At 33.8% G+C, this 13,109-nt stretch carries 15 protein-coding genes; all 15 read left to right on the forward strand.

Features of this window, described 5'->3' with window-relative positions; translation table 11 throughout:
* Nucleotides 1–122: 122 nt before the first annotated feature.
* The 15 genes from ruvC to ubiB all read left to right on the forward strand — a co-directional run bounded on the left by ruvC (nucleotide 123) and on the right by ubiB (nucleotide 13,103).
* Nucleotides 123–620: a crossover junction endodeoxyribonuclease RuvC gene (ruvC, locus tag TMATH_RS05300; protein WP_013150229.1), complete on the forward strand. Its 498-nt coding sequence runs from the start codon at nucleotides 123–125 to the stop codon at nucleotides 618–620.
* Entirely contained in the window at nucleotides 617–1,180 is a 564-nt protein-coding gene (ruvA, locus tag TMATH_RS05305) for a Holliday junction branch migration protein RuvA (protein ID WP_012995077.1), read from the forward strand. Before ruvC ends, ruvA begins: the two co-directional genes overlap by 4 nt.
* Nucleotides 1,181–1,190: 10 nt before the next feature.
* Nucleotides 1,191–2,207, forward strand: a complete 1,017-nt coding sequence (gene ruvB / locus TMATH_RS05310; protein WP_012995078.1) for a Holliday junction branch migration DNA helicase RuvB — start codon at nucleotides 1,191–1,193, stop codon at nucleotides 2,205–2,207.
* Nucleotides 2,200–2,412: a DUF2905 domain-containing protein gene (locus TMATH_RS05315; protein ID WP_012995079.1), complete on the forward strand. Its 213-nt coding sequence runs from the start codon at nucleotides 2,200–2,202 to the stop codon at nucleotides 2,410–2,412. Before ruvB ends, TMATH_RS05315 begins: the two co-directional genes overlap by 8 nt.
* Before the next feature lie 24 nt (nucleotides 2,413–2,436).
* Nucleotides 2,437–4,023 (forward strand): SpoIID/LytB domain-containing protein, encoded by a 1,587-nt coding sequence (locus TMATH_RS05320; protein ID WP_013150230.1) that lies wholly within the window; start codon nucleotides 2,437–2,439, stop codon nucleotides 4,021–4,023.
* A gap of 19 nt (nucleotides 4,024–4,042) precedes the next feature.
* Nucleotides 4,043–5,068, forward strand: coding sequence for a tRNA preQ1(34) S-adenosylmethionine ribosyltransferase-isomerase QueA (gene queA / locus TMATH_RS05325; RefSeq protein ID WP_013150231.1), 1,026 nt, complete (start codon nucleotides 4,043–4,045; stop codon nucleotides 5,066–5,068).
* Nucleotides 5,069–5,086: 18 nt separating this feature from the next.
* Nucleotides 5,087–6,217, forward strand: a complete 1,131-nt coding sequence (tgt, locus tag TMATH_RS05330; protein ID WP_012995082.1) for a tRNA guanosine(34) transglycosylase Tgt — start codon at nucleotides 5,087–5,089, stop codon at nucleotides 6,215–6,217.
* The gene (gene yajC / locus TMATH_RS05335) at nucleotides 6,217–6,516 is read left to right on the forward strand and encodes a preprotein translocase subunit YajC (RefSeq protein ID WP_013150232.1); all 300 of its coding nucleotides are present in this window, start codon (nucleotides 6,217–6,219) and stop codon (nucleotides 6,514–6,516) included. Before tgt ends, yajC begins: the two co-directional genes overlap by 1 nt.
* Nucleotides 6,517–6,604: 88 nt before the next feature.
* The gene (locus tag TMATH_RS05340) at nucleotides 6,605–6,997 is read left to right on the forward strand and encodes a TIGR04086 family membrane protein (RefSeq protein WP_003869762.1); all 393 of its coding nucleotides are present in this window, start codon (nucleotides 6,605–6,607) and stop codon (nucleotides 6,995–6,997) included.
* 55 nt (nucleotides 6,998–7,052) lie between these two features.
* Complete coding sequence (gene scfA / locus TMATH_RS11610; protein WP_003869763.1) at nucleotides 7,053–7,190, forward strand: six-cysteine ranthipeptide SCIFF; 138 nt, start codon at nucleotides 7,053–7,055, stop codon at nucleotides 7,188–7,190.
* A 65-nt stretch (nucleotides 7,191–7,255) separates the two neighbouring features.
* A complete protein-coding gene (scfB, locus tag TMATH_RS05345; RefSeq protein WP_013150233.1) occupies nucleotides 7,256–8,641 on the forward strand; it encodes a thioether cross-link-forming SCIFF peptide maturase in 1,386 nt (461 codons plus the stop codon).
* Nucleotides 8,622–9,179 carry a gamma carbonic anhydrase family protein gene (locus tag TMATH_RS05350; protein ID WP_004401822.1) on the forward strand — a complete coding sequence of 186 codons (558 nt, stop codon included), beginning with the start codon at nucleotides 8,622–8,624 and terminating at the stop codon, nucleotides 9,177–9,179. Before scfB ends, TMATH_RS05350 begins: the two co-directional genes overlap by 20 nt.
* A 19-nt stretch (nucleotides 9,180–9,198) precedes the next feature.
* Nucleotides 9,199–10,434: a protein translocase subunit SecD gene (gene secD, locus TMATH_RS05355; protein WP_013150234.1), complete on the forward strand. Its 1,236-nt coding sequence runs from the start codon at nucleotides 9,199–9,201 to the stop codon at nucleotides 10,432–10,434.
* A 12-nt stretch (nucleotides 10,435–10,446) separates the two neighbouring features.
* Nucleotides 10,447–11,358, forward strand: a complete 912-nt coding sequence (secF, locus tag TMATH_RS05360) for a protein translocase subunit SecF (RefSeq protein ID WP_012995089.1) — start codon at nucleotides 10,447–10,449, stop codon at nucleotides 11,356–11,358.
* Nucleotides 11,359–11,435: 77 nt separating this feature from the next.
* On the forward strand, nucleotides 11,436–13,103 hold the full coding sequence (gene ubiB, locus TMATH_RS05365) for a 2-polyprenylphenol 6-hydroxylase (RefSeq protein WP_012995090.1): 1,668 nt from the start codon (nucleotides 11,436–11,438) through the stop codon (nucleotides 13,101–13,103).
* Nucleotides 13,104–13,109 lie beyond the last annotated feature (6 nt).

Genomic DNA, 13,109 nt, shown 5'->3' on the forward strand with positions numbered 1-13,109 from the left:
ATGTAAAATATCTACTTTACGAAAGTTTGTCATCAGTCTGTAGGTTCTCCTTAATTTTAGGAGAACTTTTTCTTGTTTATAAAGGCTATTGATGTTAAAATAAATAAAAGGAGATGGATATAATGAGGGTATTAGGGATAGATCCTGGAATTGCAACAATGGGTTATGGTATAATAGATTATAAATCCAATAAATTCACTGTTATAGATTACGGGGCAGTTACTACAAAAGCTGGTATTGATAAGGCACTGCGCCTACACGATATATACAATGGAATTACATCGCTTATAAAATCTTACTGCCCTGATGTAGTAGCTATAGAAGAGCTTTTTTATAATAAAAATGCGAAGACTGTCATTACTATTGGAGAATCCAGAGGAGTTTCTATTTTAGCTGCTGTTAATTCGGGAATAAAAGTTTTTGAATACACTCCTTTGCAAGTAAAACAAGCAGTTGTGGGGTACGGAAAAGCAGATAAGCATCAAGTTCAGCAAATGGTGAAGGTTTTATTAAATCTTGATCAAATTCCTAAACCTGACGATGTGGCTGATGCCTTGGCGGTTGCCATATGCCATTGTCACAGTAACAATATGATTGAAAAGTTGAGGTATTCAAAATGATTGAGTATATTAGAGGAATGATTGAGGATATTGGACAAAATTATGTAATAATTGACTTTATGGGTATAGGCATAAAGGTTTTTGTTCCATTTTCTACTTTAAAAGCTTTACCTACTAAAGGGAATATTACTAAGCTTTATACATATTTACATGTGAGAGAAGATGGTTTTCAAATTTTTGGCTTTAAAACAAAAGAAGAGTTAGATTTGTTTGAAAAGTTATTATCTGTTAATGGGGTAGGGCCTAAAGGTGCTTTATCTATTTTATCTGTGGTCCCTATTGATAATTTTGCAAAAGTAGTTAACACTGGCGATTATAAAGCTCTTACATTAGTTCCGGGAATAGGGAAAAAGACTGCTGAGAGAATTATTTTGGAATTGAAAGATAAGCTTCCAAAGGAGATAGTTTTTGAAAGTGATAATAATCTTTCAAATGAGGCTTTAGAGGCTTTATTGGCATTAGGTTATAGTAAAAGTGAAGCTATTTCTGCTTTGGCAGATATTACTTGTAACAGTGTAGAAGAGACTGTAAAACAAGCCTTGAAAAAATTAATGAAATAGGGTGAATTAAATGGAGGAAAGAATACTAACTCAAAGTTTTACACAGGAAGATGCCTCCGAATATAGTTTGCGTCCTAGGTGGCTTTCTGAGTATATAGGTCAAGAAAAGATAAAAGAGGAATTAAAAATTTATATAGAAGCTGCTAAGATGAGGAAAGAGCCCCTTGACCATGTCCTGCTATATGGTCCTCCTGGCCTTGGAAAAACGACTTTAGCTACGGTAATTTCTAATGAAATGGGAGTAGGAATAAAAATAACCTCAGGTCCTGCTATAGAAAGGTCGGGAGATTTGGCAGCAATTTTGACTAACTTACAGGAGAATGACATACTTTTTATTGATGAGATTCATAGACTCAATAGAAGTGTAGAAGAGATTCTATATCCTGCAATGGAAGACTTTGAGTTGGATATAGTAATAGGAAAAGGTCCAAGTGCCAGGTCTATAAGGCTTAGTCTTCCGCGTTTTACTTTAATTGGAGCGACGACAAGGGCTGCTCTTATGACTTCTCCTTTGAGAGACAGATTTGGGGTTATAAACCGTTTGGATTACTATTCAGTCGATGAATTAAAAGAAATAATTAAAAGGTCAGCGAACATTTTAAACATTGGAATTGATGAAGATGCTGCTTTGGAGATTGCGAAAAGGTCCCGAGGGACTCCGAGAATTGCCAATAGGCTTCTAAAACGGGTAAGAGATTTCGCACAAGTAAGAGGAAATGGATACATTAATTTTAAAACTTCCAAAGAAGCGCTAGACGTATTAGGTGTAGATGAGATGGGATTAGAATACATTGATAGGAAGATTTTGGTTTCTATTATAGAAAAGTTTGGCGGTGGCCCTGTAGGAATCGATGCTATTGCTGCATCAATAGGAGAGGATGGTGATACAATAGAGGATGTTTATGAACCTTATCTTTTACAAATAGGTTTTTTAAACAGGACTCCGCGGGGAAGAGTTGTTACAAAATTAGCTTATGATTACCTTAAATATCCTTATATAGAACAGGGGAGGATAGAAGGTGTTTGATAGTTTTGGCAAAATGTTGATATTGATGGGAGCTATATTGATTTTAATAGGGGTGCTTTTTTCTGTAGGTTCAAAAATTGGCTTAGGGCGTCTACCAGGGGACATAGTTTATCAAAAAGGAAATTTCACTTTTTATTTTCCTCTTATGACAAGCCTGTTGTTGAGTCTTCTTTTGACATTACTTTTATGGATTTTTAGAAAATAACATATGAAAAAGGGGTTGTAATTTGTGAGGTTTAGAAAATTTGTAATAGTAGGTATAATTAGTGCTATGATTTTGACTCTTTTACCTTGTTCTACGGTGAATGCTGACATTAGCGTACCGAAAATTATAAAAATAGGGCTTTTTTATGGACAAACTGCCAAATCTTCTTATCAACTTTCATCCCCTGTAGGTTTTAATTTTGCATATGAAAATAATACAGGAAATTTGGTTAATATTTTTAGCACTAGTATGCAAAACGTGCAAGTTATAAAAGATGATAGTTTTTATTTGATGATGGGAAGCTATGATGATTTTGAAATGGCAAATAGTGAGTATGCGAAAATAGTAAATCGAATTACCAATGTCTTAATAGGATTTGATGGAAAATATCATATATACATAGGACCTTATTTGACGCTAGCGGATTTGCAATCTGCCTATGAGATTCTTTCAAAAAATTATACCAATATATCCAAGGTGTTACCGGACAAAAATATTTTGATACGCAATGGAGCAAAAAACTTGTTTTTGTTTAATATGAACGCTGATTTATATGTAAGTAAGCTTAATCCTGAAGGTATTCCTATGGCAATAGAATCAAAACGCTACAGAGGCATGTTTGAGTTTAGAAGGCAACAAGACAGTGATATGACCGCTATAAATGTTGTACCTTTGGAAGAATATTTATATGGTGTTGTGCCAGGAGAAATGCCTGCATGGTGGAATATAGAAGCTTTAAAAGCACAAGCAGTGGCTGCACGAACTTATGCTGCTAAAAATGTAGGGAGATATGGAAAGTATGGTTTTGATTTGACAAACGATACTAACACACAGGTTTACAAAGGATATGATGGAGAAGCTCCTTCTACAAATGAAGCGGTAGACGAAACAAAAGGTGTAGTGGCTGTATATCAAGGAAAACTTATAGATGCCCTTTATCACTCCCACAGCGGAGGATATACAGAAGACAATATTAATTATTTTTCTGCTGATGTTCCTTATTTAAAAGGAGTGGAGGATAAATACGTTTTTGGCTATAACAGTTATCATGATAGTTGGATGGTAACTTATACAAAAGACCAGATAAAAAACTTGCTTTTAAATAAAGGACAAGACATAGGAGATATAGTAGATGTAAAAGTTACAGAAAAAAGCTGGACTGGAAGAGCGATTGCTGTTACCATTTACGGTACAAAGGGAACTTTTACTTTGCGAAAAGGAGACATACGGTCTTTCTTTGGATTAAAAAGCACTATGATTGACATAAAGGGCGATGGTAGCAGTGAATTTGAAGCCTACGCGATTTCTTCTTACAGTGATTCGCAAAAAATTTCTTTAAAAGAGATAAATATTCAAAATAATAAAGGGATAACGAAGGTTTCTAAAGATACTTTTTATGCGGTAGGGGCAAATGGCATTAAAGAGTTAAAAAAGACAGACAAGCCCAGTGAAGTTTATACTATAAAAGGCAGTGGTTATGGACACGGGGTAGGGTTAAGCCAGTATGGGGCGAGAGGACTGGCAGACCAAGGGTATAATTACATTTCTATTTTAAAATACTATTATAAAGGTATTGAGGTATACGATACTATAAACAACAAAAGCTTATAAAAGGATGGCGCAAAGAAAAATGAAACGCAGTGAATTTTATTTTGAGCTACCAAAAGAATTAATTGCACAAGAACCTTTAGAAGACAGGTCAAGTTCTCGATTGATGGTTTTAAATAAAAAAACCGGTGAAATTGAGCACGATATTTTTAAAAACATAACAAAATATTTAAAAGCAGGTGATTGTCTTGTTTTAAATGACACAAAAGTTATTCCTGCTCGTCTTATTGGAAGAAGAGAAGATTCAGGTGGGAAAATAGAATTTGTTCTTATAAAAAGGATATCCAGTAATGAATGGGAAACATTAGTTAAACCCGGAAGGCGAGCTAAAATAGGGTCAAGATTTGTTTTTGGAACTGGAGAGCTAATAGCAGAAGTTTTAGATGCTACAGAAGCAGGAGGGAGAATAGTAAGGTTTTATTATGAAGGGGTATTTGAAGAAGTATTGGATAAATTAGGCGAAATGCCTGTTCCCCCTTATATCAAGAAAAAATTAAAAAATAAGGATAGATACCAGACTGTCTATGCAAAATACGAAGGTTCTGCAGCTGCTCCTACTGCAGGGCTTCATTTTACAAAAGAGTTGTTAGAAAAAATAAAGCAGATGGGAGTAAAAACTGTTTTTATAACTCTTCACGTAGGTTTAGGTACTTTTAGACCTGTAAAGGAAGAAGAAATTGAAAACCATAAGATGCATGAAGAGTTTTATATTGTTACAAAAGAAGCAGCTAATGAAATAAATGAAACTAGGAAAAGTGGTGGAAGAATCATAGCAGTTGGTACAACTTCTACTCGGACTCTTGAAACAGTTGCTGACGAAAATGGTTATGTAAAAGAAAAAAGTGGTTGGACTGATATTTTCATATATCCTGGTTACAAATTTAAGGCTATTGACGGTATGATAACAAATTTTCATTTGCCTGAGTCTACTTTAATTATGATGGTGTCAGCTTTTGCTGGTAGAGAAAACATAATGAGGGCTTATCAAGTAGCAATTGAACATAAATACAGATTTTTTAGCTTTGGAGATGCAATGCTTATAATTTGACCAGAATAGGAGGATATAATGGCAGCGATTAAATATTGGCTTATCAAAAAAGACAGTAGAACAAAAGCAAGATTGGGAATATTAGAAACTCCCCATGGTGCTATAGAAACGCCTGTGTTTATGCCAGTAGGAACACAAGCAACTGTAAAAGCTATGACTCCTGAAGAATTAAAGGAAATTGGAGCAACGATTATTTTAAGCAACACTTATCATCTATATTTAAGGCCAGGCCATAAAATTATTGAAAAAGCCGGTGGACTTCATAAATTCATGAATTGGGATAGAGCAATTTTAACAGACAGTGGAGGATTTCAAGTTTTTAGCTTGAGTTCTTTAAGAAAAATTACAGAAGACGGTGTAGAGTTTAGGTCTCATATAGATGGGTCTAGACACTTTTTTACTCCAGAAAAAGTGATAGAGATACAGAATGCCTTAGGTGCAGATATAATAATGTCCTTTGATGAATGTGCACCTTATCCTGCAGACTATGAGTATGTCAAAAAATCTATGGAGTTTACCATCAAATGGGCTGAAAGAGGGAAAAAAGCCCATAGATATACAGAAAAACAAGCTCTTTTTGGCATTGTTCAAGGTGGAACTTATGAAGATTTAAGAAGAGAATGTACTCAAAGATTAGTAGACATGGACTTTCCTGGATATTCTATAGGGGGATTAAGTGTAGGAGAACCGAAAAATGTAATGTATGATATGGTAGATTTGACTACGGAAAATTTACCCGAAGACAAACCGAGGTATCTTATGGGAGTGGGAAGTCCTGATGACCTCATAGAGGGAGTAATACGAGGTGTTGATATGTTTGACTGTGTGCTTCCAACGAGAATTGCGAGAAATGGAACAGTTTTTACAAGTAAAGGCAAATTAATAGTAAGAGATGCCCCTTATGCAGAAGATTTTTTTCCTTTAGACGAAGAATGTGATTGCTATACTTGTAAAAATTATTCTAGGGCCTATATAAGACATTTGTTTAAGGCTGGCGAAATTTTAGCAGCAAGGCTTGCTACTTTACATAATCTTTATTTTCTCATTAAATTAATGGAGAGGATAAGGGAAGCTATAAAGCAAGACCGGCTGCTTGAATTTAAGAAAGAGTTTTTTGAAAAATATTATGGGAATAAGGAGGATTATTGATGAGTCCAGAAACGACTTATGTAATTGTTCAACTGCTTATTTTTCTTGCAATTTTTTACTTTTTATTGATTTTACCTCAACAAAGGCGCCAAAAGAAAGAAAGAGAAATGCTTGATTCTTTAAAACCTGGCGATGAGATTATTACAAAAAGCGGCTTTTATGGTAAGATCTTAAACATCAAAGACGATGTGATAACTTTAGAAATGGGAGCAGATAAGGTGAGACTAAAGATTGCAAAATGGGCAGTTGGAGGAGTTATAAGCTCAGCCAGTGACAAAAACGAAAAAGAAGAAAAGTGATAAGATGCGGTTTGCCGCGTCTTTTTTTATGTACTATGTTTAAAATAAAAAGCATACATATTAGTAAGAAAACTGTGGGGGTGAGACTTTGAAGGGAAGGTTTGGCATGGAAAAGGGAACTGGCATAAATATTACTGGAATTTTTACAGGAGTTTTAATAGCTTACATTATCACTCTTAGTTTTTTCATAATTTACGCTTTGCTTTTGACCTTTACAGCTGTATCTGAATTAACTTTACCTACCCTTACTTTATTAATAACCATAATAGGTATAGTTTTATCAGGTGCCTTATCTGCAAGGCATACCACCAACAAGGGTTGGCTAAATGGAGGAATTGCTGGTATTTTATATGTAACCATTATGTTAGTTTTAGGAGCATTTTTTGTAAAAGAATTAGGGCCTACTTCTTCTTGGGCAGTAAAATACGCTTGGGGAGCTGTTTTAGGAGCTTTAGGTGGTATGATAGGCATCAATTTATAGCTTCAATTCCTTCTCTTTATGTGTTATAATAAATCAGGAAGAGGAGGGAAGAAAAATGAAGCATGTTATAACAATTAACAGGCCAACGTTAAAAAATAGCTTAAAAAAGCCAGGCTGTGGCGAATGCCAGGCATCTTGTCAATCAGCTTGTAAAACATCTTGCACTGTAGCAAACCAAGAGTGCCAATACTAATACATAATACTCAAAATGGCAGTAAAATAGTTACTGCCATTTAAACTTGCAATGGAGGTTAAAAAATGTCAGAGTTAATGCATAAATTTAAAAGACTGGGAATGAATATTGTAGTAGATCCGGTAAGTGGCTCTATCCATGTGGTAGACGATATTATTTATGATATTTTGGACTTTTACGAAAATCACTCAAAAGAAGAAATTGTAAATTTACTTCAACATAAATATAAAAAAGAAGATATACTGGAAGCTATTGCAGAAATTGACGAATTAAAAGAAAAAGGGCTATTATTTTCAGAAGATATATATAAAGATATTGCAGTGTCGAGAAATGATTCTGTTATAAAAGCGATGTGTTTAAATGTTGCTCACGATTGCAATTTAAGGTGCAAGTATTGTTTTGCTTCTACTGGGGATTTTAAAGGTAGTCGCAAGTTGATGGATTTTGAGACGGGCAAAAAAGCAATCGATTTTTTAATAAAAAGTTCTGGGAAAAGGCAAAACATTGAAGTCGATTTTTTTGGCGGTGAACCCCTTTTAAATTTTGAAGTAGTCAAGCAATTAGTAGAATATGGAAAACAGAAGGCAAAAGAAAACAAAAAGACTATTAAATTTACTATAACAACTAACGCAGTACTATTGGATGACGAAAAAATAAAATATTTTAATGAAAACTTTTCTAATGTGGTACTTAGTTTAGATGGAAGAAAAGAAGTAAATGACGACATGAGGGTTCGTGTAAACGGCAGTGGAACCTATGATACAATAGTTCCAAAAATAAAAAAATTCGTTGAATCAAGAGGGAAAAAAGAATACTATGTGAGAGGGACTTTTACAGCAAAAAATTTAGATTTTGCCAATGATGTGTTGCACATTGCTGATTTAGGAGTTTATGAAATATCTGTAGAGCCGGTAGTTGAAAAAGAAGATAAAGAATATACCTTAAAGGAAGAGCATTTAGAGAGAATTTTAAATGAATATGACAGATTAGCAGAAGAATATATAGAGAGATACGAAGAAGGAAGGCCTTTTTCTTTTTATCATTTTAAAATAGATTTAGAAGGAGGGCCTTGCGTTAAAAAAAGGCTTCAAGGCTGTGGTGCTGGCTTCGAGTATATAGCGGTGACTCCCGATGGGGATATTTATCCTTGCCATCAATTTGTGGGTATTGAGGAATTTAAATTAGGAAATCTTGAAGAAGGTATAACTAATAAAGAATTACAGCAAAAATTTATGGAAAGCGATATTTACAAAAGAGAAGAATGTACAAAATGTTGGGCAAGGTTCTATTGTAGTGGAGGTTGCTTTGCAAATAACTACAACTTAAATGGAGATATTAATAAACCTTATGAGCTGGCTTGTGAAATGCAAAAAAGGCGTTTTGAAAATGCGATTGCCATAAAAGCATATCAAATGCTAAAGGGTGAGGAAAATGATTATAAAGGAATATAAGGGTATGAAACCCAAAATAGATGATGAGGCGTATATAGCGGAAACAGCAGAGGTTATTGGAGATGTAGAAATAAAAAAAGATGCAAATATATGGTATGGGGCTGTGCTAAGAGGAGATATAGATAAAATAGTTGTTGGAGAAGGAACTAATATACAAGATAATTGTGTTGTACATGTTACAGAGGGACATCCCTGTTATATAGGAAATTACTGCACAATAGGACATGGGGCGATAGTCCATGCTTGCAAGATAGGAAATAGTGTGCTAATAGGTATGGGAGCAATTATATTAGATGATGCAGAAATAGGAGATAATTGTATAATAGGAGCAGGATCACTAGTGACAGGAGGTAAAAAGATTCCTGAGGGCAGTCTTGCTTTTGGGAATCCTGCAAAAGTTATAAGGAAACTTACTCAAGAGGAAATTGAAAATATTCATCGCTCCTATGAACATTATGTAGAATTAGCAAAATTGCATTTTTCTAACTTTGGGCAATTGACCGTTTACAATAAAAGTAATATAATAGAAAATAGTTAAACTACGAAGGAGGATTCGAATGAGAAGTAGAGGTTTTATCAAATTTTTTTCTGTAATCATTGTTGCAGCAATAGTTGCATATATAGCCTTTTTTGGAATAAAGGCAGGCAATTATTCTATAAGCCCAGTACAGGATCACATGAGATTGGGGCTAGACTTAAGAGGAGGCGTTTATGTATTAGAAGAAGCACAAGGTAATGTTACACAAGATGCGATAAATAAAGCTATTGCAGTCATAAGGAACAGGGTAGATGCTCTTGGCGTGACACAGCCTGTAATAAGTCAACAGGGGTCAAATAGAATTCGTGTAGAGTTGCCTGGCATGAATGACCCTGATAGGGCAATAGAGATAATAGGTAAAACTGCTCAATTAAAATTTATAGGACCAGATGGACAAGTTATTTTGACAGGTGCCAATGTAAAAGATTCAAAAGCAGTATATGCTCAAACTGAAACAGGTGTGCAACAACCAGAAGTTACGTTAGTACTTGATGCTGAAGGAACAAAAAAATTTGCAGAAGCTACTCAAAAATTTTTAAATCAACCTATTGCAATAGTTTTAGATGATAAGGTAATATCAGCACCGACAGTGCAAAGTGTTATCACAAATGGAAATGCGGTGATTACTGGTTTGAAGGACTTCCAAGAGGCATCTGAATTAGCGACTCTTATAAGGGCGGGTTCTTTGCCTGTCACATTAAAACCAATAGCCTATAGTTCTGTAGGTGCAACTTTAGGTCCTAGTGCCTACAATGCTGCTGTCAAAGTTGGTATATACGGCGTATTACTTATTTTACTATTTATGGCAGCTTTTTATAGATTACCAGGAATAATGGCAGATGTAGCCCTTATAATATATATATTAATAAATTTAATAATCTATGCTTTATTTAATATAACCTTAGATTTACCAGGAATTGCAGGTTTTCTATTGTCAATTGGTATGGCTGTTGATGCTAATGTTTTAATTTTTGAAAGATTTAAAGAAGAACTAAGGGCAGGTAAAAGTTTACGAGCTGCTTTAGACGCAGGTTTTAGAAGAGCCTTTACAGCTGTTTTTGATGCTAATATGACTACTATTATTGGTGCTATTATACTTTTTTACATGGGTTCGGGAAATGTGAAAGGTTTTGCTTTGACACTTTTAATAGGTGTTATATCCAGCTTCTTTACAGCTATAACTGTAACAAGATTTTTGTTGCATGCACTTCTGGAGATGGATTTGACAAGGGATATAAAAGTTTATGGAGCATAGGAGGGAAATTGAGTGAATCAGTATAGATTTAATATAGATGTAATTTCAAAAACCAAGATTTGGTTTGCAATCTCAGGGATTGTAATCTTGATTGGAGTAATAGCAATGTTTATAAATGGGTTTAATTGGGGCATAGATTTTACTGGTGGAACAATAATGGAGGTTAGAATTGGTAAGCCTTTTGATCCGAATGATATAATTAAAATTTTAAACGGATATAAAGTTAAAGACTTTCAAATACAAAAAATAGGGACAAAAGGTGATGAAGTCTCAATTAAGACAAGTCCTATTGCCAATGAAATTCGACTTTCAATAATAAAAGATATCTACAAAAAATATAACTTAACAGAAAATGACTTAATAATGTCACAGCAAGTAGGACCTTCTTTAGGTGAAGAAATAAAATTTGGAATGATAGGTGCTTTATTGTTGGCTTCTGTTGCAATGTTTATCTATTTAGGATTTAGGTTTGAATTTGAAATGAGCGAGGCTGCAATTATTGGCTTACTCCACGATGTGTTTATACTAATTTCCATATATACTATTTTTAACATAACAATTAATGCTCCTTTTATAGCAGCGGTTTTGACTGTATTTGGCTATTCTGTTAATGATACTGTTGTGATTTTTGACAGAATAAGGGATAATTTAAAAATTATGAAAAAATCCGATTATTCACAAATTGCAAATGTTAGTGTAAATCAGACAATGACAAGGTCAATAAATACAACGTTGACTACGTTGATTATGCTTGTTTTAATGTATTTCTTAGGACCTAAGGCATTAAAAGATTTTGCACTACCTTTGCTTATTGGAATAGTGTCAGGGGCGTATTCTTCAATTTTTATTTCTACTCCTCTTTGGGTATTAATTAAGAATAGAGAAAAAAGGAGAAGAACCTCTAATAAACCTGTAAAAGCCTAAGCTTATGAATAATACAAAAAATATAGTGGCATAATCTTTTGAGAAATAGTGCTACTATATTTCTATGAGGTGAAAAAATGAATTTGTCTTTTATTTTTAGAAATAAAAATATTACTAGAAGATATAGGGAGATATTAAGGATTTTAACTAAAAATGGGTTTGGCTTTATTTCTGAGATTTTATTAAACGGCAGGCATATCCCATTTCATATATTGAAAAATCATGATTACATGGGAGTTGGAGAGAGGATTCGGAAAACTTTAGAGGAATTAGGCCCTACTTTTATAAAAATGGGACAGCTTTTAAGTACAAGAGGAGACCTTATTCCTCATGATATTTTATTGGAACTTGCAAAACTTCAAGATGAGGTAGAACCAGAGGACTTTATAGCAATAAAGAATATTTTAGAGAGTGAGTTAAAAGGCAAAATATCGGACTTCTTCATTTATTTTGATGAAACTCCTATTGCTTCTGCTTCTATTGGACAAGTCTATAGGGCAAAAATTAAAGAAGGGAAAGATGTTGTTGTTAAAGTACAACGTCCAGAGGTATCCCAAAAGATAAATGCTGATATAATAATTCTGAAAAGTATTGCTAAAATTTTGAACGAGCGCATAGTTGATTCTCCATTGGACTTTGTCGAAATAGTTGATGAATTAGCTGAATCTCTCTTCAATGAATTAGATTACACGCAAGAAGGGAATAATGCCGAACGCTTTAGAGAGAATTTTGAGAAAGAAAATTATATATACATACCTAAAGTATATTGGGAATACACTACAAAACGCGTTCTCACAATGGAGTACGTAGAAGGCATAAGTGTAAAAAATAGGGATTTACTTGTTAAAAAAGGCTTCGATTTAAAGAAAGTTGCAAGAGATGGAGCATGGGCTATATTTTTGCAAGTTTATGAATTTGGCCTTTTCCATGGTGACCCTCATCCTGGCAATATCTTAATCACAAATGATGGCAAAATTTCATATATAGATTTTGGAATTGTAGGCTACCTTGATAAATCCTCAAGGGAAATGATAATTGAACTTTTCAGAGCTTTTGCCGAGAATGATATTGAGGAAGTAGTAGAAATTTTGTCGGATGTGGGCGCCATAAGGCCTAGTACTAATATTAGGACCCTTAAATCCGATTTAAACCATATAATAAATTATTTTTACAGTACTCCTCTAAAAAATATCAGTGTTAATGATTCAATGAGAAAAATAATGACAACTGTTTATAAGCATAAGCTGATTTTACCTCCAGAGTTTACTTTACTTTTAAAGTCTTTAGCTACAGTAGAAGGCGTTGGCAGGAGCTTAGATCCTGACTTTAGCATTTCTAGTGTAGCTAAAGATTTTATAAAAGAAGTATATTTGAGAAACATTAGTTTAACAAAAATATTAAAAGAAAACTCGAAAGATTTACATAAAACAATAATAGTGTTGAGAAAACTTCCTTCCAAAATCCAAAGTATAATGACAAAGCTTATAAAAGACGATATAAAGGTTAGAATAAACCTTGATGAAGATGGAAGTTTGCGCTATGACTTAAATATTATGGTAAATAAGGTTATTATAAGTATTATAGCATCAGCGTTAATTGTAGCTTCTTCACTGGTTTTGACATTTCAAGGGGGATATAAAGTTTTTGGTTACAATGTATTAGGACTTTTTGGTTATGTAGTTGCTTTATTTCTGTGTTTGTGGGTTTTCTACCGAATCTTTATAATTGAGAGGAGAAAAAAATAGGAGAAT

Origin of the sequence: Thermoanaerobacter mathranii subsp. mathranii str. A3 (assembly GCF_000092965.1) — a bacterium.
GTDB lineage: Bacteria > Bacillota > Thermoanaerobacteria > Thermoanaerobacterales > Thermoanaerobacteraceae > Thermoanaerobacter > Thermoanaerobacter thermocopriae.